The organism is Streptomyces sp. NPDC102274 (genome assembly GCF_044766385.1).
Taxonomy (GTDB): domain Bacteria; phylum Actinomycetota; class Actinomycetes; order Streptomycetales; family Streptomycetaceae; genus Streptomyces.
Genome location: NZ_JBIWLW010000014.1, coordinates 164,110 through 185,202, shown reverse-complemented (window position 1 = coordinate 185,202; position 21,093 = coordinate 164,110). Strand labels below are relative to the sequence as shown.

The 21,093-nt window shown below is 70.1% G+C and carries 18 protein-coding genes; 12 read left to right on the top strand and 6 right to left on the bottom strand.

Features of this window, described 5'->3' with window-relative positions; genetic code table 11:
• Positions 1-2: 2 nt before the first annotated feature.
• The 3 genes from ACIRQP_RS20835 to ACIRQP_RS20825 all read right to left on the bottom strand — a co-directional run bounded on the left by ACIRQP_RS20835 (position 3) and on the right by ACIRQP_RS20825 (position 3,835).
• The gene (locus ACIRQP_RS20835) at positions 3-2,213 is read right to left on the bottom strand and encodes an ATP-binding protein (protein ID WP_403892068.1); all 2,211 of its coding nucleotides are present in this window, start codon (positions 2,211-2,213) and stop codon (positions 3-5) included.
• Positions 2,210-2,899 carry a DUF4255 domain-containing protein gene (locus ACIRQP_RS20830; protein WP_403892065.1) on the bottom strand — a complete coding sequence of 230 codons (690 nt, stop codon included), beginning with the start codon at positions 2,897-2,899 and terminating at the stop codon, positions 2,210-2,212. The genes ACIRQP_RS20835 and ACIRQP_RS20830 overlap by 4 nt, the downstream gene beginning before the upstream one ends.
• A 297-nt stretch (positions 2,900-3,196) precedes the next feature.
• Complete coding sequence (locus tag ACIRQP_RS20825) at positions 3,197-3,835, bottom strand: LuxR C-terminal-related transcriptional regulator (RefSeq protein WP_403892062.1); 639 nt, start codon at positions 3,833-3,835, stop codon at positions 3,197-3,199.
• A 130-nt stretch (positions 3,836-3,965) separates the two neighbouring features.
• On the opposite strand from ACIRQP_RS20825, the gene ACIRQP_RS20820 reads away from it, so the two are divergent.
• The 5 genes from ACIRQP_RS20820 (at position 3,966) to ACIRQP_RS20800 (ending at position 12,503) form a co-directional block, all read left to right on the top strand.
• Positions 3,966-7,013 (top strand): LuxR C-terminal-related transcriptional regulator, encoded by a 3,048-nt coding sequence (locus ACIRQP_RS20820; RefSeq protein WP_403892059.1) that lies wholly within the window; start codon positions 3,966-3,968, stop codon positions 7,011-7,013.
• 199 nt (positions 7,014-7,212) lie between these two features.
• Positions 7,213-8,292: a DUF4157 domain-containing protein gene (locus ACIRQP_RS20815; protein ID WP_403892056.1), complete on the top strand. Its 1,080-nt coding sequence runs from the start codon at positions 7,213-7,215 to the stop codon at positions 8,290-8,292.
• Between the two features lie 178 nt (positions 8,293-8,470).
• Positions 8,471-9,673 (top strand): hypothetical protein, encoded by a 1,203-nt coding sequence (locus tag ACIRQP_RS20810; RefSeq protein ID WP_403892053.1) that lies wholly within the window; start codon positions 8,471-8,473, stop codon positions 9,671-9,673.
• Between the two features lie 485 nt (positions 9,674-10,158).
• Complete coding sequence (locus ACIRQP_RS20805; protein WP_403892050.1) at positions 10,159-11,502, top strand: cytochrome ubiquinol oxidase subunit I; 1,344 nt, start codon at positions 10,159-10,161, stop codon at positions 11,500-11,502.
• A gap of 2 nt (positions 11,503-11,504) precedes the next feature.
• Positions 11,505-12,503 carry a cytochrome d ubiquinol oxidase subunit II gene (locus ACIRQP_RS20800; RefSeq protein WP_403892047.1) on the top strand — a complete coding sequence of 333 codons (999 nt, stop codon included), beginning with the start codon at positions 11,505-11,507 and terminating at the stop codon, positions 12,501-12,503.
• Positions 12,504-12,537: 34 nt separating this feature from the next.
• On the opposite strand, the gene ACIRQP_RS20795 is transcribed toward ACIRQP_RS20800, so the two are convergent.
• Positions 12,538-13,515, bottom strand: coding sequence for an alpha/beta fold hydrolase (locus ACIRQP_RS20795; RefSeq protein WP_403892044.1), 978 nt, complete (start codon positions 13,513-13,515; stop codon positions 12,538-12,540).
• 467 nt (positions 13,516-13,982) lie between these two features.
• On the opposite strand from ACIRQP_RS20795, the gene ACIRQP_RS20790 reads away from it, so the two are divergent.
• Positions 13,983-14,354: a DUF6344 domain-containing protein gene (locus ACIRQP_RS20790; protein ID WP_403892041.1), complete on the top strand. Its 372-nt coding sequence runs from the start codon at positions 13,983-13,985 to the stop codon at positions 14,352-14,354.
• Positions 14,355-14,661: 307 nt separating this feature from the next.
• Here the strand turns inward: ACIRQP_RS20790 and ACIRQP_RS20785 are convergent, their stop codons facing one another.
• Positions 14,662-15,381, bottom strand: a complete 720-nt coding sequence (locus tag ACIRQP_RS20785; protein WP_403892038.1) for a DUF5324 family protein — start codon at positions 15,379-15,381, stop codon at positions 14,662-14,664.
• Positions 15,382-15,823: 442 nt separating this feature from the next.
• Between ACIRQP_RS20785 and ACIRQP_RS20780 the strand changes: the two genes are divergently transcribed.
• Both ACIRQP_RS20780 and ACIRQP_RS20775 read left to right on the top strand, forming a co-directional pair.
• Positions 15,824-16,351: a peptidylprolyl isomerase gene (locus tag ACIRQP_RS20780; protein WP_382525231.1), complete on the top strand. Its 528-nt coding sequence runs from the start codon at positions 15,824-15,826 to the stop codon at positions 16,349-16,351.
• Between the two features lie 139 nt (positions 16,352-16,490).
• Positions 16,491-17,402: a rhomboid family intramembrane serine protease gene (locus ACIRQP_RS20775; RefSeq protein WP_403892035.1), complete on the top strand. Its 912-nt coding sequence runs from the start codon at positions 16,491-16,493 to the stop codon at positions 17,400-17,402.
• A gap of 271 nt (positions 17,403-17,673) precedes the next feature.
• Here ACIRQP_RS20775 and crgA read toward each other — a convergent pair whose 3' ends face one another.
• Positions 17,674-17,931, bottom strand: a complete 258-nt coding sequence (crgA, locus tag ACIRQP_RS20770; protein WP_030350948.1) for a cell division protein CrgA — start codon at positions 17,929-17,931, stop codon at positions 17,674-17,676.
• 142 nt (positions 17,932-18,073) lie between these two features.
• Here crgA and ACIRQP_RS20765 point away from each other — a divergent pair, with 142 nt between their 5' ends.
• The 4 genes from ACIRQP_RS20765 to ACIRQP_RS20750 all read left to right on the top strand — a co-directional run bounded on the left by ACIRQP_RS20765 (position 18,074) and on the right by ACIRQP_RS20750 (position 21,080).
• Positions 18,074-18,841 (top strand): DUF881 domain-containing protein, encoded by a 768-nt coding sequence (locus ACIRQP_RS20765; RefSeq protein WP_403892032.1) that lies wholly within the window; start codon positions 18,074-18,076, stop codon positions 18,839-18,841.
• A gap of 135 nt (positions 18,842-18,976) precedes the next feature.
• Positions 18,977-19,156, top strand: coding sequence for a hypothetical protein (locus ACIRQP_RS20760; RefSeq protein WP_403892029.1), 180 nt, complete (start codon positions 18,977-18,979; stop codon positions 19,154-19,156).
• Positions 19,153-19,791 carry an aminodeoxychorismate/anthranilate synthase component II gene (locus ACIRQP_RS20755; protein ID WP_403892026.1) on the top strand — a complete coding sequence of 213 codons (639 nt, stop codon included), beginning with the start codon at positions 19,153-19,155 and terminating at the stop codon, positions 19,789-19,791. The genes ACIRQP_RS20760 and ACIRQP_RS20755 overlap by 4 nt, the downstream gene beginning before the upstream one ends.
• A complete protein-coding gene (locus ACIRQP_RS20750; RefSeq protein WP_403892024.1) occupies positions 19,788-21,080 on the top strand; it encodes a class E sortase in 1,293 nt (430 codons plus the stop codon). The genes ACIRQP_RS20755 and ACIRQP_RS20750 overlap by 4 nt, the downstream gene beginning before the upstream one ends.
• Positions 21,081-21,093: the final 13 nt, after the last annotated feature.

The following is a 21,093-nucleotide window of genomic DNA, read 5'->3' as shown; positions in this document are numbered from 1 at the left end:
GTCTACCAGGACGTGTCGTCCAGGACCAGCCGGCCCGACTTGCGGTACTCGCGCTGCGCGCCCGCCAGCAGGTCCGCCGTCGACACACCGTCGCCCCGGCCGGCCGCCGCGTACGCGGCCGTGACGACCGCGCTGCGGATCGAACCGCCCGCCAGCTCGAAGTCCCTCGCGCAGGAAGCCGGGTCGATGTCGTCCGCGCACGGGACATGGGCGAGGCTGTGCCGCCAGAGCGCCAGGCGCTGCTCCTCGTCGGGGAAGGGGAAGTCGACCACCAGATCCAGCCGGCGCGTGAACGCGTCGTCGATGTTGGAGCGCAGGTTGGTGGTGAGCAGAGCGATACCGTCGAACGACTCCAGACGCTGGAGGAGATAGGCACTCTCCATGTTCGCGTGGCGGTCGTTGGAGTTGCTGACCTCGGAGCGCTTGCCGAAGACGGCGTCCGCCTCGTCGAAGAGCAGCACCGCGTCCGTACGGTCGGCCTCGGTGAAGATCCGCTCCAGGTTCTTCTCCGTCTCACCCACGTACTTGTCCACGATGGACGGCAGCTGGACGACGTAGAGATCGAGGCCGAGTTCGCCCGCGACCACCTCGGCGGAGAGCGTCTTCCCGGTCCCGGAGTCGCCCGCGAACAGCCCCACAACGCCCCGGCCGCGCCCGCCGCCCGCGCTCAGCCGCCAGTCGCCGAGCACCCGGTCGCGGTGCTGGGCGCGCAGGACCAGTTCCCGCAGTTGGGCCAGCGGGCCGTCGGGCAGGACGAGGTCGTTCCATCCGACATCGGGCCGGACGCGGCGGGCATGCCGTTCGAGGCCCGAGGCGGACTGCTGCCGGGCCGCGCGCCGCAGATGGGCGGCGGACAGCTCCATACCGTCGAACGCCGCGAGGTCCAGTGCCGCACGGGACGCGCGGTCGATGCCGCCGGGGCCGAGCCGGTACGCGGCGACGACCGGCGCCAGGTCGAACCCCGGCTCCTCGGGACCGAGCGCCGCCCGCCAGGCGTCGAGATCGCCGGCGCGTCGCCGGGGCGCCTCCAGCACGATCGGGTCGCGCCCGCCGTCGTACCACTGCGGGTCGTACGGGCGCGGGTCCGCGAACACCACCGGTACGTCGCTCACGGCGAGCGCCCGGATCAGCTCCTCGGGCTTCTCGGGCAGCGAGGTCACCACGATGGCGCACCCCGTCAGCCGCGCCTCGCGGAGCAGTTCCCGGTACGGGGGGCGCTCGCCCGCCGTGTGTTCCGCCGGTGCGTGCTCCTCGGGGCCGTGGTTCACAGGGCGTTTGCCCGGCACGAGGTGCAGGGCCGGGATGCCGGCCGCGCCCAGGGCGACGATGGCGCAGGCGAGGCCGTCGCCGTCACGGTGCTCACGGAGGTAGACCGTGAGCGGGCGCGCCGCCAGCCGCTCGGCCAGCCTCCCCACCACCGGGTCGACGCCGTACGCGGTGCCGATGGCCACCGCGCCCTCCGGGCCTTCCCCATCCTCCGCGTCCGGTTCCACGGGCCGGTACGGGAGCGGACGTACGGTCCCGGCCAGCGCCGGGTCCGGGGTGTCGTCGCCCAGCAGATGGGCCACGACCCGGTCGGGAACGCGCAACGATCGGCTGAGGAAGGGGCGTTCGGGGTCGACCATCTCGATCAGCCCTCGCGAGAACAGCCGCGCGGCCGGATGGAACCGGGACCGTCCGGCGGCAGAGTGCGCGGGCACCCCGCAGAGGTCGAGCGCGAGCGCGACGGTCGCCCGGCGACGTGTGACGTCGTCGTTGAGGTAGCCGTACAGCGGCTCGAAGGTGCGGTCCAGGTCGGGCGCCAGCGCGATCAGCAGGATCTGGATGTCGAGCGGGCTGAGCCGCAGCCAGTGGGCGAGCCAGTGGAGGCGGTCGTCGTCGGACGGCTCCGCCGTGCCCGAGTCGTCCGGCTCGTCCGCCGGGTCGACCGCGTCCGCCGCGCCCACGGCCCCCTGCTTCTGCGGCGCTTGTGCCGTGCCCCTCTCCGCGGGCCCGTCCGGCCCGCCCGGCCTGTCCGACGCCTGCGGGCCGGCGGGATTCACGCCCGCCGTACGCCCGAACAGCAGGTGCCGTACCGCGTCGTCCGTCACATACATCCCGCGCATCGGGTCGGCGGCCGTCGGGTCGGTGGCGCTGCGCCGCTCGACCAGGAACGCGACCCGCTCGCGCAGTCCCGCGAGCCGTTCCAGCAAGGGCGAGGCGGTGTCGCTCACTTCCGCTGCTCCTGAAGCGTTTCGGTCCTGCCGTGCTTCTTCGCGAAGTCTTCCTTGGCCGCGTTGACGCTCTGCGCGGTGTGATACCGCGTGGGGCTGTCGTCGGGCCTGCCGCCCGCCCCCCGTACCTGGACACCGAGCCCTTCCGTGACCGGCGGACCGACCCTGTACTCGGGGAACGCCAGGAAGGGCGCGGTGATCACCACGTCGAGCGAGGGCTTGAGTTCGCCGCCGAGCGCGGACCAGATGTCCGCGAGCGAGCGCGCCTCGGTGTGCAGCCCCGCGACGGTCAGCGGGACGGAGAGGCCCAGGCCGGCGAGGGTGCCGGTCAGGTCCTCCGGCGGGAGGATCTCCTTGGGCAGCAGGGTGTGCAGCACGGCGGAGAGCATCCGGTGTTCGTCCTGTGGACGCTTGGTCCACGCCGTGACGAGGTACGCGAGGCGGAACCAGCGCGGCGGCTGGTGCTGCTTGAGGGCGATGCCCTGCTCGTCACGGAGCGACACCTTGCCGCGCTGGCGCCGTTGGGTGTCCTCGCGGATGTCGTAGAGGTACGCGTCGATGGTCGGGGCGTTGCGCCGGGCCGCCCAGTCGCGTGTCGGGGCGTCGAAGGTGACCTCGACGTCGGACCCCGCGAAGGCCCCGCGGGTGAGCAGCCCTTTCAGGATGTCGTCCACCTCGTGGATCACGGTCGCGCTGCCCTTCGTATGCGCCGCTCGTCACGGAACCGTTCGTCACCGTAAGGCCCGTCACCCAGCGACCTGCCACATCACGATCTGTCATGTGGCAACTCATCACTTCACCCACCGAACCGTCCGTGGTCCAGCTGGTCATGGGCGTCCCGGCATGGAATACCCAGTGCAGTCCATCGTGGCCGCAGGGAGGCCCACCACGCGAGGCACCCGGGGGACGATCAAGGGGCAACCCCGCTGCCCCCGTGTCACCCTTTGCCTGTCCTCAGGGCCCTTGACTCGGCGCGTGGACCATCAGAGGTAGCCTTCCCGCAAGGCATATGCCACGGCATGGGCGCGGTTGCGTAGCTGCAGGCGGGTCGTCAGACCGTGCATGACGTTCTTGACCGTGCGTTCGGAGTACGACAGTTTGCTGGCAATCTCCCCGGTGTCCATCCCCTCGGCCACCAGTCGGAGCACATCGACCTCGCGTGGCGCCAAGCCGGAGGCCGTGGCGCCCGACGCGTTGGCCGCGCCTCGCTGCAACGTGCCGACCTGGGCCATCAGCCGTCCCAGCAGGTCCGACGGCAGATCCCCGTCACCCCGGGAGGCCGCGAGGACCGCTTGGAGGAGACGGTGGCCGGTGGCCTCGCGGCGCCAGACGATCGCGCCGACGCCGTACTCGATCACCTGGAGCAGCTCCGCCTCGCGGATCAGACTCGTGACGAGGACGGCTTTGGTGCCGTCCGTGCGTGTCAGCCGCCTGAGCCGCGACAGCGTGGGTTCGTCGAGCGCCTCGGCGAGCAGCACCGCGACCGTGCCCGGCCGGCCGGCGCCCTCGTCGACCAACTCCACCTCGGCGTGCTGGCGAAGCCGGCTCACCGCTCCGTCGAGGGAGAGCGGGTCCGACGCGTGGACCTCCACCGGGATTCTGACCGGGGTTCGAAGAACCATGCCTGTACGTCCTCGCGTCCTGCCTCGACGGAACAAACCATTTCTGCCCTTCCCACCCTTCCTCCGCCGATAGGACGACCACAATCGTGGCCCACCACGAGACCGACCACGAGATCAGCGGCAGGTACTCATGACAGCGACACCCGGTCGGCCGCCGACCCGTCCGCCGGTCCCGACCCCACCGGCGGACCTGCGCCCCGCCTCGGCCGGACTTTTGGAACGCGGGTCCGCTCTGGAGCTGCTGGCCGCGGAGGCCGACCGCGCCCTGGGCGGATCAGGACGGCTGGTCCTGTTCCGCGCACCCACCGGTACGGGCCGCAGCGTACTGCTGGATGCCGCCGCCGAACTGGGCGCGAAGCTCGACATGCGGGTCCTGCGGGCCCATGCCTCCGCCGAGAGTTCCGGCGTCCCCCTCGCCCTCGTACGGCAGCTCCTCGACCCGCCGCCCGGTCTCGGCGGCCTCGACGACGACACCCCACAGCCCCCGCACCACCTCGGTCACCCGTCCCGCCTGTGGCAATTACTGTGCGAGCAGGCGACCGAGTCGCCGCTGCTCGTCGCTGTTGACGATGCGCACCTCGCTGACGATGCCTCCCGGCGCTGGCTGACCGAGGGGGCCCGGCGGCTGACCGGGATGCCGGTCCTGATGGTGGTGACCGAGCGCGGGCAGTACGACATCGCTCCTCCCACACCGAGCCTCGCGTACTCCCTGTCCCCCGGCATGGTGCGGGTGCACGCGGTGGCACCGCTGAGCCGTCCCGCCGCCGAGGAACTGGTGCGCGGCGTCCTGGGCGCGGACACCTCCGACGCCTGGGTGGACGGCTGTGTACGGGCGGGCGCCGGCAACCCGCTGCTGCTGCACGCGCTGCTCGACGACCTGCGGACGGTCTTCCCGTACGGCGGCCGGGACGGGGCCGCGGTCGGCGGCGATGGCGGCGGCTCGCACGACGGCGCTCCGGAGCCACGGCTGCCCGAAGACTGCGCCGAGCTGTACCCCGGTGCGTTTGTGGCGGCGGTCTCGTGGTGGCTGGAGAACACGGGCCCCGGAAGCACCATGGTGGCCCGCACCCTCGCGGAGCTGGAGGACGCGGCATCGGAGGGGTACGGCGAGGAGCGGAAGGGGCAAGCAGCGACAGCGGAGCGGGAGTTCGCATCCCCCGGCGCCACCGGAACACCCGGCATCGGTCCGGGCCCCGCCGCACACGACAGCCCCGGCACCGGCCAGGACCCCGGCGACGACTTCGGCGGCTTCCTCTCCGATCTGACCTGGGCCGACCCCGACCGCGTCAGCGGCTGGATCACAGTGATGATCCGGCTCGGGGTGCTGCGTCGCGCCTCTGGCACCGGCGTCCCGCGCTTCGCACACCCCCTGCTGCGCGGGGCGGTCCTCGACGGCTGGCCCCGCTCGCACCGGCAGGCCCTGCATCTCCGCGCGGCCGAGCTGCGCCGGCGGCGGGGCGACGGGGCGGAAGCGGTGGTCGGGCATCTGCTGCGCGCCACCCCCGGGGGTACGGCCGGATCCGGGGTGTCCGTCGGCAAGGCGCTCCTCGACGCGGCGGCCGGAGCGTCCAGGGACGGGCGGACCGGCGCCGCCGCCCGGTATCTGCGCCGCGCGCTGGACGAACCGATGCCGCGCGGGCACCGGGCGACGGTGCTCACCGCACTCGGCGAACTGGAGTTCGTCACCCAGCGGACCGGCGGGACACCCCGGCTGGCCGAGGCGCTGCGCCTCCAGGAAGAGCCCAGGGAGCGGGTACTGGCCGCGGTCACCCTGGGCAGCGCCCTGACCGGACAGGGCAAGCCGCATGCCGCGCTCGACATCCTTCGCGATCTGGGCGGGCTGGACGGGGAGCCCGTCCTCGCCCGTACGGTCCAGGCGGCGTCGGCGTTCTTCTCCGACCACGATCCGGAGATCCGGCGGGCCGTCTACACCCGGCTGCGGGAGCGCGCCGAGCGCTCCCCGCAATGGATCAGTCCGGCCCTGCGCGCTCTGATCATCCGGTACGAGGCGACGGCCGGACTGCTGTCCGCCGAGTCCGCCGTACGGCAGATCCGGCGGCTGCTGACGGCCCCCGAGGATCCGCTGCTGGTGCCGTATCTGCTGGGTACGGCCGCCGCCGTGGCGCAGTGGGCCGACACGCCGGACGACGCCGAGCGGCTCATCAGGATCGGACTGACCGAGCACCGGCTCTCACCCCTGCACCCGGTCCACCTGGCACTGCTCAACGCGCGGGTGGACACCGCCGCCGCTCGCGGCGATCACCGGTGGGTGCTGGAGGAGACCGCCGACAGGCTACGGACACCGGGCGACGCGCCCCGCACCGATGCGAGCAACTTCCTGGCCCACCGCGTCATCGCGCTCGTCGAGCGCGGCCGTCCCGCCGAGGCCGGACGGCTCATCGTCGACGTCAAGCCCGGTGAGGAGCACGACAGTTGGGAACTGAACCGGTTCCTCTACGCGCGCGGTCTGCTGCGTGCGTCCGTCGGTGACCCGGCGAGCGCCCTGGACGACTTCCGGGAGTGCGGCAGGCGCCAGCTCGACCGTGACGTGGAGAGCCCCGTCGTCACGCCGTGGCGCTCGGCCGCCGCCGAATGCCATCTCCTTCTGGGAGAACCACGGGAGGCTCTCGCGCTCGCCGAGGAGGAGAGCCGGTACGCCGCCGTATGGGGCACGCCCCGGGTCCGGGGCCGCGCGCTGCGCGTCCTGGGCGCGGCCACCGGCGGCCGGCAGGGTCTCAAACTCACCGCCGAGGCCGTCGGTATCCTGCGCGGCGGTGGGCTCGACGTCGAGCTGATCCCCGCGCTCATCACCCACGGCCTCCAGCTCACGGCGGCCGGACAGTCCCACCGTGCCCGCCCGCTGCTCAGGGAGGCCGCGACGGCAGCCGAACGGCTGGGCGCGGTGCGGCTGTCGGCCGACGCGGAGCTGGCCCTGCGCGCCAGCGGCGCCCGCCGCAGCAACGTCGCCCTCACAGGTCGGAGTTCGCTGACCGGGAGCGAACGCCGCATCGCCGCGCTGGCCGCCGACGGCCGGACGAACGCCGAGATCTCCGAGCTGCTGCACCTGGCGTTGCGTACCGTGGAAACCCATCTGACCAGCACCTACCGGAAACTGGGAATACGGCGGCGGGGGAATCTCCCGGCAGCGCTGAAGGGCGATGTGGAACAGCCGAGTTGACGGACCCGCCGCGCCGGCCGCCTGACCGCCCGCGTACCCGCCTGGCTGCGCCACCTGCCACCTGCCGGGGCCGGGAAGCCGTTGCCCTCGCGGCCATCCCCTTCACCTGCCGCACCCGGGATTCTGCCCTCACGGCCCTCCCGCCGCCGACGAGGGGCGGGGATCATTTCTGATCAGGCGTTGAGTGGCGAGGAGTACCGTGCGCGCATACAAATCACAGGTCGAGCAGACCAGTGGCCGAGGGAGCAACGGTCGCACGGAGACGCCGAGCACGTTCGCGCAGCGCGTACTGGCTCTCCAGCGTGCGGTGGGAAACGCGGTCGTGGCCCGCGCCGTCGAAGAAGAACAACACGAGCACGGCGCCGCATGCGGTCACGAGCAGCCCTCGGCCGAGCAGACGCCCGTCGACCAGTCGTCCATACAGCGGTCGTCGGTGATCGACGCCGTTCGCTCCCCGGGCCGTCCACTGGACTCACGAATCATGGAGAAGGCAGAGCAGGGCTACGGCATGTCCTTCCGCCACGTGCGCGTACACAGCGGCCCGGTCGCGCAGCACTCGGCAATGGCACTCGGCGCCCGCGCCTACACCACCGGCAGTGACATCGTCGTCGGCCCGCAGGGCACGGATGACGAGACGATGTTCCACGAGCTGGACCACGTCCGCCAGCAGTCCCTGGGAACCGTCTCGGGGACCGACAACGGTGCGGGAGTGAAGGTCTCCCACGAGGATGATCCGTTCGAGCGGCATGCCACAGCGAACGGCCGGAGAATGGCCCGGGGAGCCACGCCCGACCTGTCGGCACCGGGATCCGGTACCCCCGCCCCGACCGCCACGCCCGGACGGAGCGACGGAGGTGTCGCAGTGGCCCGCATGATGTCCGGCGGGAGCCGGCTGACGCACCAAAGAGACCGTGGGCAGATGGTCGAGATCAATGGCGACCAGGGCCCGTTCGTCGGCAGGTACGGCAGGTCGTCGTCGGACGGCACGGATGCCTCCGACACCACCCAGGGGCGCATCAACGTGTACGGCCTGGAGAACCGAAAGGCCGTGCCGGAAGCGGGCATGAGGCTCACCGGCGAGTTCTCCGACGCCTACGCGGACCTGGAGGACCACGGCTACGGTCACCGGCAGTCCACCAAGGACGAGGGTGCCGCCGTCGCCGAACGCCGAAAGACGTACCGGACGGAGTCCGACCGGCGCAGCAACAGCCCCGGGGAGGAGAATCCTTCGTACCGGAGCAGGAGCCAGGCACACTCCTCCTCCCGGCGGCGCGGGTAGGGCCGACCGCCCATCAGCGGGTCGGGCGCCCTCTCGATCACCGATCGACGCAGCGCGACAGGGACGGCCCGCAACACTGCCTCGACGCACCGGAAGACTGCCCTGGCGGCTCTGGACCAGGCGGCCTCCGAGGCCGAGGCTGTCAGACTCACCCACGAGCCGCAGAGGAACCGTCGCATTGCACGCACATGAAGAGCAAGAGACAGGGGTACGACGGACGCCTCTGAGGAGTTCGTCTCCGCAGGCGGCCGCCCGGTCCGCCGCCGCGGACCTCCCTACCCCGTCCGCGTCGATCCTCAGCCTGCAGCAGTCGGCGGGCAACGCGGCCGTGACCCGGACGCTGTCCGGGCAGCCGGCCGGCTTGTCGGTACAGCGGGTGAGAGGCGACGCCTACCCGGAGGGCACCTACGGACGGCGGGCCAAGGACAGGGAGTACCTGGAGGAAGAGTACGACCTGCCCATCAGCGGCAAGAACTTTCAGGTCGAACATGCCCACGGGTACGCGTCCACGGCCCGCCGCGCCCCGGTCCCTCGCAGCCGCAATACCCGGCACGAGGGCGAGATCCTGGCGTACCACGAGACGCTCGACGCCCACCGTGACCACCCCGGCACCGGCTCCAGCCTCAAGCACCGCAGCACCGGCGTGAACAGCAAGTCATACCGGGAGAGGCAGGAAGAGTACCTGCTCAACGACGACCCATTCAGCTCACTGGAACTCAACCAGGCCGAGTACAACACGTTGTCGTCCTTTCACGCGGTGAGCGGGTCTCGCGAGGCCGAAGTGGCGGACGCCAGCTTCCGGCGGTCCCTCCGGGCCAACCCGCGCACCCCGATTTACGACCGGGACGGCAACCGGAGTTACGCCCGCTCCCTGCGCCCCGGCGAGCAGGCCCAGCTCGACATCGGACGCACCTCCATGCGGGAGGGGAGGGAAGTCCCCCACGCCGAGCGGGTCCGTGTGCTGCGGGACGAGTACGGCGGCTCACGTTTCGACGACTACCCCACGCGGTCGCGCGGCCGGGCCGACGACGACGAACTGACGAGTTTCTTCGACGAGCCCCGTAGGAAGGAAAGCTCCCAGCGCAAGGCGCTCAAAAGGCTCGTCAGAACTCCGTACAAGCATGACAACGAACTCCACCAGGACCGCGGGAGGAGCCGGAGCCCCTACATCGACGACCGGGACTCCCGCCCAAGCAGCAGTCGGCGGAGCAAGAGCAGCGGACGCGGCCTGTCCGACCGGGATGCCTACGCCGGCAGCAGCCGGTACGACGCACCACCGGAGGACGGCTACCTGCTGAGCCAGCCGAGCGACATGCCATTCAGCAGCAGGGACTACAACTACAACGACGACGAGTACGACGACCGCCGCGGACGCAGGTAGTGAACCGCCGTCGGCGTTGACAGAACCGGCCGAGTGCCCGCGGGGACACTCGGCCGGTTCTGATCACCTCGACCGGGTACCGGTGCCCCTTGTACGACGGCGACGTGCTCCCCACGGACGATCCCCCTCCACCATGATCAGTCAGGAGATCATCTCCCCCTGTCGAGAGTGTTGCTCGTTTCGGGTTCGACTCCCCTGGGCTCCAGCGACGGCTGGACCGGCGCCGCAAGGACACGATGCCCAAGTCCCTCGCGCTCGGTGCGGCTGCGAGAAGCCCCGTCACGATGAGGACCGGTCGGCCTCCGCCGTGCTCCCCGTCGTCCGAACGGGTGGTGTCGGCGTCCGGTCCGTGTCAGCGGGGGCGCGAGCCCGGCGGGCGCATGAAGTATGCGGGGATGCCGTACTCACCTGATGCTGCCGGGATCCTGCTTCAGGTTCTGGCTTCGGCTGACGATCCGCCGCAATTGTTGCCCGCTCGCGAGCAGATGGCGTTCACTCTGGGCTTCCACATCATTCTCGTGCCGTTCGGCGTGGCTCTCACGGCTCTCATGCTCATCGCCAACTATCGCGGTCTGCGCCGCGGTGACGACCAGGCCCTGCTTCTCGCGCAGCGCTGGTCGAAGGTGGCGGCCGTACTGTTCGCCGTGGGAGCAGTCACCGGTACCGTACTCAGCTTCGAACTCGGGATCCTCTGGCCGGGGCTGATGGGACGCTACGGCGCCGCCTTCGGTTTCCCCTTCGCGATCGAAGGCATCTTCTTCTTCCTGGAAGCGATCTTCGTCTCGATCTACATCTACGGCTGGAAGCGGCTTCCTCCCTGGGTGCACTTCTGGACGGGTGTACCCGTCGTCCTGGCGAGCATCGGTGGCACCTGCGCGGTCGTGGCGGCGAACAGCTGGATGAACCAGCCCGGCGGCATCACGATGCGGGACGGCCGGGTGGTGGAGGTCCGTCCGGCGGGCGTGTTCTTCAACGGCGCCTTCTGGTTCGAGAGCATCCACATGCTGCTGGCGGCGTACATCGTCGCCGGCTTCACGGTGGCGGGGGTCTACGCCGTCGGAATGCTGAAGGGGCGCCGCGACAGCTACCACCGGCTCGGGTTCCTCATCGGTTTCACCGTGGCCGCCATCGCCATACCCGTACAGATCTTCGTCGGCGACATCGTCGCCCGTCAGGTGTTCCACAGCGAGCCGGCGAAGTTCGCCGCCATCGAACTGCTGCCCACCACCGGAGACCATGTCCCGGAGACGCTCGCCGGCGTACTGATCGACGGCGAGGTCCGCTACGGCCTCCCGTTACCCGACATGGCCTCGCTGCTCGCCGGTTTCAGCCCCTCCACCGAGATCCGCGGACTCGACGCCATCCCTCCCGAGGTGCGGCCCGAGGACACGGCGGTGAGCATTGTCCATCTGGCCTTCGACATCATGGTCGGGACGGCGTTGGCGCTGTTCGCTCTCTCCCTCTGGTTCGCGTGGCTGTGGTGGCGCCGACGGGAGGTGCCGACCAACCGCTTGTTCCTGTGGTGCGTCGCTGTGAGCGGAGTCGTCGCGGTGCTGTGCCTGGAGGCCGGCTGGGTGGTCACCGAGGTCGGAAGGCAGCCGTGGACGGTCAGGGGCCTGTTGCTGACCAAGGACGCCGTGGCGACCCAGGGCAATCTCTGGCCGTTCTTCGCCGCGGCCCTGGCCATCTACCTCGGGGTGGGAACCGGCGCGGTACTCGTCCTGCGGTCCCTGACACGACGGTGGAGAGACGGAGACGACGACACGGTCGATGTCCCCTACGGTCCCGACCGGCCTCTCAGCGGCGCACACGTGGGAGAGGACCGATAGACATGAGCGATGCCATCGCGGTCATTCTGTTCGTCGGCATCATCGCCTACGCGCTTTTTGGCGGGGCCGACTTCGGCGCCGGCTTCTGGGACCTGACCGGCGGCGGAGCGGCGCGCGGCAGCCGGCCCCGCCATCTGATCGACCTGTCGGTCGGGCCCGTCTGGGAGGCCAACCACACCTGGCTGATCTACTGCCTCGTCGTGCTGTGGAGCGGTTTCCCCACAGCCTTCGCCGCCATCACCACGACGCTGTACATCCCCCTGGGGCTGGCCGCGCTCGGCATCGTGCTGCGCGGGGCGGGCTTCGCCTTCCGCAAGGTGTCGATGCGGACCCCGGAGCAGCGGGTCTACGGTGTGCTGTTCGCGCTGTCCTCGGTGGTCACCCCGTACTGCTTCGGAAGCATGGCCGGGGCGATCGCGTCCGGACGGGTACCGGCCGGCGGGAAGGGCGATCCCCTCGGCAGCTGGCTCAATCCGACGTCTGTGCTCGGTGGAGTACTGGCGGTCCTGGTCTGCTCCTACCTGGCCGCGGTGTTTCTGACCGCCGCCGCGCGGCAGAATCAGAGCCCTTCGCTCGAAACGTGGTTCAGCCGGCGCGCCGTGCTCGCCGGAGTCGTCACCGGCGCGGTCAGTCTGGCCGGGATCTTTGTGCTCCAGGCCGACTCGCCGCGCCTGTTCCACGAGTTGAGTCACCGTGGACTGCCGCTGCTCATCGTGTCCGCCCTGAGCGGCCTGGCCACTCTCTTCCTGCTCAAGACCAGAAGACCCGGCGCGCTGCGCATGCTGGCGGCGCTGGCGGTGGCCGCCGTCGTCTGCGGATGGGGGGTTGCCCAGTACCCCTATCTGCTGGGTACTCACCTGAGCCTCTCCGCCGCCGCCTCGCCCACTCCCACCCTGTGGGTGCTCGTGGGTGTCGCCGGCGCCGCCGTGCTCCTCATCGTTCCGTCCCAGGCGATCCTGTACGTCCTGCACAACCGCGGCAGACTCGGGGCGAGGGACTGACCGGCGGACGGACAAGGGGCGGGCGCTCCGGGGGTCAGCGGCCGCGTGCCTGGTGTCTGCGTACGGCAACGATCAGGCCCACGCCCGCGACGATCGCGCCGACGCCGATGAGGCCGGTGGCGCTGGTCGTGCTGCCCGTCGTGGCCAGGGACGGGCTGCCGGAGGCCTCGGTGCGGACGGCGTCGAGGATGAGACTGGTGACGGTGCCGGGGTGGGAGACCATCGCCACATGCGAGGAGTTCACCTCGATGGTGTGGGAGCCCGCCCGTTTGGCCTCGAAGCGCTCCAGATCCGGGGCTATCGCCCGGTCCTTGGTGGCGACCAGGAACCAGGACGGGATGGTCTTCCAGGCGGCGGCACCCGCCTTCTCGGTGAAGGCCACGGCGCTGATCGGGCGCTGGGTGGCGGACATCCGCGCGGCGGTGGACGCCGCGAGGTCCGCGGCGAAGACCTCGTGGAACTTGTCGGGCCTGATGTACAGATCGGTGCCCGTCGTGCCGTCGCCGTCCCGGAACGGCACCTGTCTGAGCGCCGGATCGAGCCGGCTGCCGGGGAACTTGGCGCCCAGCGCCCCGAGCGCCTCCCCCTTGTCGGGCATGAACGCCGAGATGTAGACGAGCGCCTTGACGTTGCGGTTGCCGGCGGCGGCTTCGCCGATCACCGCACCGCCGTAGGAATGGCCGGCGAGGATGACCGGTCCCTTGAGGCTCTTCAGGACGCTGGTGATGTAGGCGGAGTCACTGGCCAGCCCGCGCAGCGGGTTCGCGGGGGCTATGACGGGATAGCCGTCGCGCTGAAGCCGCTCCACCACCCCGTCCCATCCGGAGGCGTCGGCGAACGCGCCATGCACGAGCACCACCGTCGGCTTGGCTATGCCGCCGCTGCCCGAGCCAGTGGAAGCGCCGCCGGCGAGGGCGGGCGCGGGCGCGGCGAGCGCCGCCATGGAGCACACCGAGGCGAGGGCGACGACGGGCCGCGAGCGTATGAGCTCTCGGGACAGGCGCAGCGTCATGGCGTTCTCTCTCTTTCTCTTCTGCCGGGAAGGGGCGGCCGAGCGGCAAACCGGGTTGCGGGCCGAGCGGCTGTCCAGGAATCAGCTTTTCCGGTTTGTGCCGATACGGCGCGCCCTGAGCGGCAGGCGGGTGATCCGCGGGGCCGAGCAGGGCGCGGCCCCCGCGCGGCGGAAATCGCTTCGGGTGGCGGCGGAGCGGAGGTTGTGCCTCGGCCGGTGAAGAGGGCGGGTCGGAGGCGCTGGAGGGGCGCTGACGTGCGCTTGTACGCGTCGGTCGGCGGCGGGGAAGCGCTGCTTCTGATGCGATTTCGGGCGTGCTCCGCACACGATTACGCGTGGCTGGTTGGACCGTACGAGTGGTGTTCATCCGAAGAACTGCCGGACGGCGGCGTAGCTCCCTGGATTTTCAAGATGCGTCCACATCATAAGGAAGGTATGTAAACCGCCCAACCCGAAAGCGAGGGGTCATGGCCGCCTTCAAGGTCAAGAAACTGTGGACTGTCTTCATCACCGCGTTCTTCGCGATGCTCGCCTCCCTGGGGCTGACCGCCCCGGCCGCGGCTGCCGGCAACGCCGTGCAGCAGCCGGCCGAGCAGCCCGCGCCGGCACCCGCCGCCGCGCACCACGTCACCGAGGCCACTCCGGCCAGGGCGACCGTACCCAGGTCGCTGCCACGCGGCCGGTCGCTGCCGCCCACGATCAAGCAGCGTATCCACGCGGAGGCGCACGGCTCGTCACCCTCGGTCCGTCATCTGCCGGCGACCATGCCGAGCGAGGCCGATGCCCGCGCGGCGCACGTGAGCGCGTACGCCGCCGACGCGGCACTCGTCGCGGCGTGAGGCGCCGGGAACCCCGCGGTCTCCCGGCGCCCCTCATCTCCGGTGCGCCCGTCGCCGAACCCCGTGTGCCGGTGGCGCGACGAGGACGACGCGGACAGCGAGAACACGAGCAGCGAGAACACGAACAGCAAAAACACGAACAGCGAGAACACGAACAGCAAGAGTGCGGACGGCAAGAGCCCGGACGACCACGACTCCAGGCGCGGAGAGTGCCACGCCCGATCTGTGATCTCCGTGATCTCCGTGATCTCCGTGATCTCTATGGTCTGTGTGACCTACGTGGTCTGTGTGATCAAGGACTGTGTGATCAGGGGCGGTCGTCCCGGTCGTCCCGGTCGTTCTCCGACGCCTCGGCCTCGGCCTGCTTCGCCTGGACCTCCGGATCCAGCGGATCGACCACATGGCTGCCGTCCACGGACGTCAGCGGACCACGCTCCGAGACCTCGGTAGCGGCCGGCGGCTCCACGAGCCAGTCCGGATTCGCCTGCTTGTCCCACCACTTCCAGGCGGCGAAAGCTCCACCGGCCAGCACGCCGAGGACCGCCAGGCCCTTGGCCAGCCGGCCGACCCTGGCCCGCCGCTCGTGCTTCCTCACCAGCTTCTGGATCTCTTTCGCCGTGACCTGTCCGCGCAGAGCGGCCAGGGCGGCTGCGGAACGTGCCGCGGCCTGTCCGGCCACCGGCTGTGCGGTGGCCACCGCCTGGTTCACTCGCGGCACTGTGTAATCCGCCGCCTGACGGGCGGCCTGACGAGTGCGCACCGCGGCGCGGTGAGCGGCTTCATCGACCTTTGGGGGTACCCGGGGCGCCACACGGGCGCCGTATTGAACACGAGCCTGCTGAGCGGCCTTCGATACTGTCGGGGCGAGCCGTACACGCGCCTCGCGGGCGTAGAGCGCGGCCTGTTCCTTGGCCAGAGCGGCCTGTTCCTTGGCCGAACCGGCGTAAGGGGCCACCACTTCCGCGGCGTGCTGCACGCTCTCCTTCGCCGAACCGGTAGCGGCGCGCACGCTGTCCATGCGGGTCACAGGATCATCCTCCTCGGGGGCGTTCCGTATTTCGCCTATCCACCCTTTTCGAGATCATGCCTGCTGGTCTCGGTCTCGGCATGCGTTGTGGGCATCCGGGTCATGGAAGACGACGTGGGCGATGTCCTGACATCGCGGTCCTCTACGTACATTTCCGTACGTACTGATGGATGACGATGTCGCGCTTACCTCCAGCATGCGCGGGTTCCGGCGTGACCGCACCGCCCTCTCCGCGACTGCTCGCTTTCGGCTGCCCTCCCGAGCTCTTCGCTTCCGCTGTCACCCCCGCATGCCTTCTGCCGACGCCTCCCCGCCACCTCCATCCGGCCCCGAAACCGCACCAAGACGGGCGTAAAGCCCGTTCGAGGGCAGCGGCCGGGCAGCGATCACGCCTTCCGTGCGAGGATCGTGAGAGTCAGAGAAGACTTACGGAAGGCAGATCGTGGCCGAGCAGCTTTACGCCACCCTGAAGACCAACCACGGCGACATCGAGGTCCGGCTCCTGCCGAACCACGCGCCGAAGACGGTCAAGAACTTTGTCGAGCTCGCGCAGGGCGAGCGGGAGTGGGTCAACCCGGAGACCGGTCAGAAGACTACGGACAGGCTGTACGACGGCACCGTCTTCCACCGTGTGATCAGCGGCTTCATGATCCAGGGCGGGGACCCGCTGGGTAACGGCACCGGTGGCCCCGGCTACCAGTTCGAGGACGAGTTCCACCCGGACCTCTCCTTCGACAAGCCGTACCTGCTGGCGATGGCCAACGCGGGCCCGGGGACCAACGGCTCGCAGTTCTTCATCACCCTGGCCCCGACCTCCTGGCTGAACCGGAAGCACACCATCTTCGGTGAGGTCACCAACGAGGCCGGCAAGAAGGTCGTGGACGCCATCGGCGGTACCCAGACCAACCCGCGCACCGACCGCCCGCTGCAGGAGGTCGTGATCGAGTCGGTCGTCGTCGAGACGCGCTGACCGTTCGCACACTGTTCGGTTCCCCTGTTCGGGGAACCATCCCGCCCTGCCCGTCCGTAGTGGTTACATACCGGACGGGCGGGGCGGTGCGCTGTGCCGTGCCGGGCACCGTCCGCCGTCACGAGGACCGAGGGAACCGATGGACCACCCGCCAGGCGGCCACGGAGGCCAGGACCAGCCTGCCGTCACCGAAGGCCTGCCCAACTGTTACCGGCATCCGGACCGGGAGACGGGCATACGCTGCATGCGCTGCGAGCGCCCCATCTGCCCCGAGTGCATGATCAGTGCCTCTGTCGGCTTCCAGTGCCCGGAATGCGTCCGGCAGGGCTCGGGTACGGGGCACGGAGCGACCGCCAACCGGCCGCGCACCCTCGCCGGAGGCACGGTCGCGGCCGATCCCCGGCTGCTCACCAAGATCCTGCTGGGCATCAATGTCGCGGTGTTCGTCGCCGTCCTCGCGGTGGGCGACCGGCATCGGCTCGTCGAGGACCTCGACCTCATCGGTTACGCCTTCAGCCCCGGCCTCAACCGGGTCGTCGGCGTCGCGGACGGCGAGTGGTACCGGCTGGTCACCGCCATGTTCCTGCACCAGGAGATCTGGCACATCGCCTTCAACATGCTCGGGCTGTGGTGGCTCGGGGGGCCGCTGGAGGCGGCGCTCGGCCGCGTCCGCTTTCTGGCGCTCTATCTGCTCTCCGGACTGGCCGGCAGCGCCCTCACGTATCTCATCGCCGCACCGAATCAGCCCTCGCTGGGCGCTTCCGGCGCGATCTTCGGTCTCCTCGGCGCGACCGTCGTGCTGATGCGCAGGCTCAACTACGACATGCGGCCGGTCCTCGTCCTGCTGGCGCTGAACCTGCTCTTCACCTTCACCTGGTCCAACATCGCGTGGGAGGCGCATGTCGGCGGGCTGGTGGCGGGCGTGGTGATCGCCATAGGGATGGTGCACGCGCCTCGCGAGCGGCGGGCTTTCGTGCAGTACGGGACCTGCGCGCTGGTGCTCGTGGCGACGGTCGTGACGATCGTGGCCAGAACCGCCTCACTCACCTGAGCGTGACCTCGTGAGGACGGCCCGTACTCCACAGTTGTCCACAGTGTGTGGCGGATCTTGTGCATCCTGTGGGGAACGTGCGTGCCCCTTGTCGCTGATGTGGGTTTGACCAGTAGCGACAAGGGGCGAGCGCGCCATCAGAATGGGGGATGTAGTCACACCGGCGTCAACGTCCCGTGGAGTTATCCACAGATCGTCTGACCTTTTCCCCTGCTGTGGACAACGCTGTGGATAAGTGGAGGCGGAGCTTGACGGTGGAGCGGTGGACCCGCTACTTCCACTGGGTCGAGACACCGAAGCCGGCGGCGATGAAGCCGAACCCGACCACGATGTTCCAGTTTCCGAAGCTCTGCAGCGGAAGATCGCCCTCGGTCACATAGAAGACGACGATCCAGGCCAGCCCGATCAGGAACAGGGCAAGCATGACCGGGGCGACCCAGCTCCGGTTGGTCAGCTTGAGGTTGACCGTCTGCTTCGCGGCCGGAGGCGGCGTGAACTCGGCCTTCTTGCGGATACGTGACTTCGGCACGAGGGACTCTCCTGTCGATGCGCTGCGTGACCGCGCAGGGGGACTGAAACGGTGTGCCGGGGCGGAGAGCAGGGGGAACACCGCCGCCCCCGGGCGTCCGTTAGCGTAGTGCTTCCGCGGCGCCTAAGGAGATAAGGGTACGTTGAGCAATTCTGCCGACTCTCCCCCAGGGCCGGTCCGCCGACCGAACAGGCGGCCCGTCCGGCTGCTCACGGCTGCCGTCTTCGCCCTCGCCGGGCTGATCTTCGTGACGAGCTTCAACACGGCCAAGGGCACCAACATCCGTACGGACACTTCGCTGTTGAAGCTCTCCGATCTGATCCACGAGCGCGACCGCAAGAACGCCGAACTGGGCGATGCCAACGCGGCGGTACGGCACGACATCGACAGCCTCGTCAGCCGCGACCATGGCACCACCGCGGCCGAGGAAGCCAGGCTGAACGCCCTGGAGAAGGACGCGGGCACCAAGAAGGTCACCGGCCAGTCGCTCACCGTCACACTCGACGACGCCCCGCCGAACGCCACGGCCAACCCCGGCTATCCCGAGCCGCAGCCCAATGACCTCGTCATCCACCAGCAGGATCTGCAGGCCGTCGTCAACGCGCTGTGGAAGGGCGGCGCGGAGGGCATCCGCGTCATGGACCAGCGGCTGATCTCCACCAGCGCCGTGCGGTGCGTGGGGAACACACTGATCCTCCAGGGCCGCGTCTACTCGCCGCCCTACAAGATCACCGCTGTTGGTGACCAGGGCAAGCTCCGGGAGGCGCTCGCCGACTCCCCGGCGATCCAGAACTACCAGCTGTACGTGAAGGCGTACGGCCTCGGCTGGAAGGTCGACGAGCGCGACAAGGAGACGCTGCTGGGCTACACGGGCACGGTGGATCTGCACTACGCGAAGTCGGTCGGGTAGCGCGCGTCGCGGGCGCTTGTGACGAAGAGCAACCCCGAACCTCTGTGCAGCTGACCGATGAACCGCCCATGTGTCGGTGGAGCCCTTTAGTCTGGTGGCGTACCGCCTGGCGCGGTACCGGACGGAAGGGACAGCATGTACGGCTGGATCTGGCGGCATCTGCCGGGCAACGTGTGGCTGCGGGCGGCGCTCTCGCTCCTGTTGGCGCTCGCCGTCGTCTATGCGCTGTTCCAGTACGTCTTCCCGTGGGCGGAGCCGCTGCTGCCGTTCAACGACGTGACGGTTGACGGAGAGGGAGCGGGGGCAGCCGGATGAGCGCGCGCATTCTTGTCGTCGACAACTACGACAGCTTCGTCTTCAACATCGTCCAGTACCTCTACCAGCTCGGCGCCGAGTGCGAGGTGCTGCGCAACGACGAGGTGACGACCGCTCACGCCCAGGACGGCTTCGACGGCGTTCTGCTCTCCCCCGGGCCCGGCACGCCCGAACAGGCCGGTGTCTGCGTCGAGATGGTGCGTCACTGCGCCGGGACCGGGGTGCCCGTCTTCGGGGTCTGCCTCGGTATGCAGTCGATGGCGGTGGCGTACGGCGGTGTCGTGGGCCGGGCCCCCGAGCTGCTGCACGGCAAGACGTCGCTCGTCACGCACGAGGGCAAGGGCGTCTTCGCGGGGCTGCCTTCGCCCTTCACCGCGACCCGGTACCACTCGCTCGCGGCGGAGCCCGCCGCGCTGCCGGACGAGCTGGAGGTCACGGCGCGCACCGCGGACGGAATCATCATGGGCGTACGCCACCGTGAACTGCCCGTCGAGGGCGTGCAGTTCCACCCGGAGTCGGTTCTCACCGAACACGGGCATCTGATGCTGGCCAACTGGCTGGCGCAGTGCGGCGATCCGGGTGCGGTGGGCCGGTCGACGGGGCTGGCGCCGGTGGTGGGCAAGGCGCTCGCGTGACGGCACTCCGCCCCGAACACGAAGTGGGTTACGGAGCCTCGTACGAGCAGGGTGGGCACGAGGTCTCCGGGGCGTTCGAGGCGGCGGTGGACGGGCTGGCGGACCCACTGAACGATCCGCTCCCGGGCCAACGACAGGGTCAGGGGCAGGAGCTGGGACAGCAGCCGGTACGGAAGCAGGGGCGGCACCGGGGCCCCCGGCAGCCGGAGTCCGCACCGGAAGCCCCGGCCTCGGTCCCGGCCCCGGAGCCGGAGTGGTCCGGCGACTACTACCGCCAGTACGCGGCGGAAACCCCCCGCGCAGCGGAGCCCGGCGCCCCCTCGTACTACGCGGGCGGGGCCGGTACGAATCCGACGGCCGACCCGGCCCCGATACCCGTACCTGAGCCCGGGCTGGATGATCAGACCGTAGGACTCCGGACGGCGGACACGCGCCGGGCGGCCGAGCCGGAGTCCGTGCCAGGGGGCCGGGCCGAGCGGCGCAGGGCCGCCAAGGGCGGCGGCCGGGGCCGTAGACGCGCCGAGCCCGCCGGGACCGACGCCGGGCACGGCTCCGGGGAGCAGGCGCTCGCCCGGCCGCTCTCCCGGGTCGAAGCGCGGCGCGCGGCGCGTGCCCTCAAGGAGAGCCCCGCCGTCATCGCCAGCCGGGCGGTCGGCGAGCTGTTCATCACCTTCGGCGTCCTGATGCTGCTGTTCGTCACGTACCAGCTGTGGTGGACGAACGTCCAGGCCGGCCAGTACGCCGGCAAGGAGACGAACAAGATCCAGGACAGCTGGACGAAGGACCGGCAGCCGGGCGCCTTCGAGCCGGGACAGGGCTTCGCCATCATGCATATCCCGAAGCTGGACGTCGTCGTGCCGATCGCCGAGGGCATCAGCAAGTCGAAGGTCCTCGACCACGGCATGGTCGGCCATTACGCCGAGGGCCGCCTCAAGACGGCGATGCCCGCCGACAAGCAGGGCAACTTCGCGGTGGCCGGCCACCGCAACACCCACGGCGAACCCTTCCGCTACATCAACCAGTTGAAGCCCGGCGACGACATCATCGTCGAGACGCGGGACGCGTACTACACGTACGACATGACCAGCATCCTGCCGCAGACGTCACCGTCGAATGTGAGCGTGATCGGTCCCGTGCCGCCGGGTTCGGGCTTCACGGAGCCCGGTCGCTACATCACGCTGACGACGTGCACCCCGGAGTTCACCAGTACCTATCGGCTGATCGTGTGGGGCAAGATGGTGGACGAACGGCCGCGCAGCAAGGGCAAGCCCGACGCTCTCGTCGGCTGACGCCCGGTCCGCG

Excerpts from the sequence above, each read along its gene's own strand:
- ACIRQP_RS20825 (WP_403892062.1), bottom strand. The coding sequence starts at position 3,835 with ATGGTTCTTCGAACCCCGGTCAGAATCCCGGTGGAGGTCCACGCGTCG.
- ACIRQP_RS20820 (WP_403892059.1), top strand. The coding sequence starts at position 3,966 with ATGACAGCGACACCCGGTCGGCCGCCGACCCGTCCGCCGGTCCCGACC.
- ACIRQP_RS20805 (WP_403892050.1), top strand. The coding sequence starts at position 10,159 with ATGGCGTTCACTCTGGGCTTCCACATCATTCTCGTGCCGTTCGGCGTG.
- ACIRQP_RS20800 (WP_403892047.1), top strand. The coding sequence starts at position 11,505 with ATGAGCGATGCCATCGCGGTCATTCTGTTCGTCGGCATCATCGCCTAC.
- ACIRQP_RS20795 (WP_403892044.1), bottom strand. The coding sequence starts at position 13,515 with ATGACGCTGCGCCTGTCCCGAGAGCTCATACGCTCGCGGCCCGTCGTC.
- ACIRQP_RS20790 (WP_403892041.1), top strand. The coding sequence starts at position 13,983 with ATGGCCGCCTTCAAGGTCAAGAAACTGTGGACTGTCTTCATCACCGCG.
- ACIRQP_RS20775 (WP_403892035.1), top strand. The coding sequence starts at position 16,491 with ATGGACCACCCGCCAGGCGGCCACGGAGGCCAGGACCAGCCTGCCGTC.
- ACIRQP_RS20760 (WP_403892029.1), top strand. The coding sequence starts at position 18,977 with ATGTACGGCTGGATCTGGCGGCATCTGCCGGGCAACGTGTGGCTGCGG.
- ACIRQP_RS20755 (WP_403892026.1), top strand. The coding sequence starts at position 19,153 with ATGAGCGCGCGCATTCTTGTCGTCGACAACTACGACAGCTTCGTCTTC.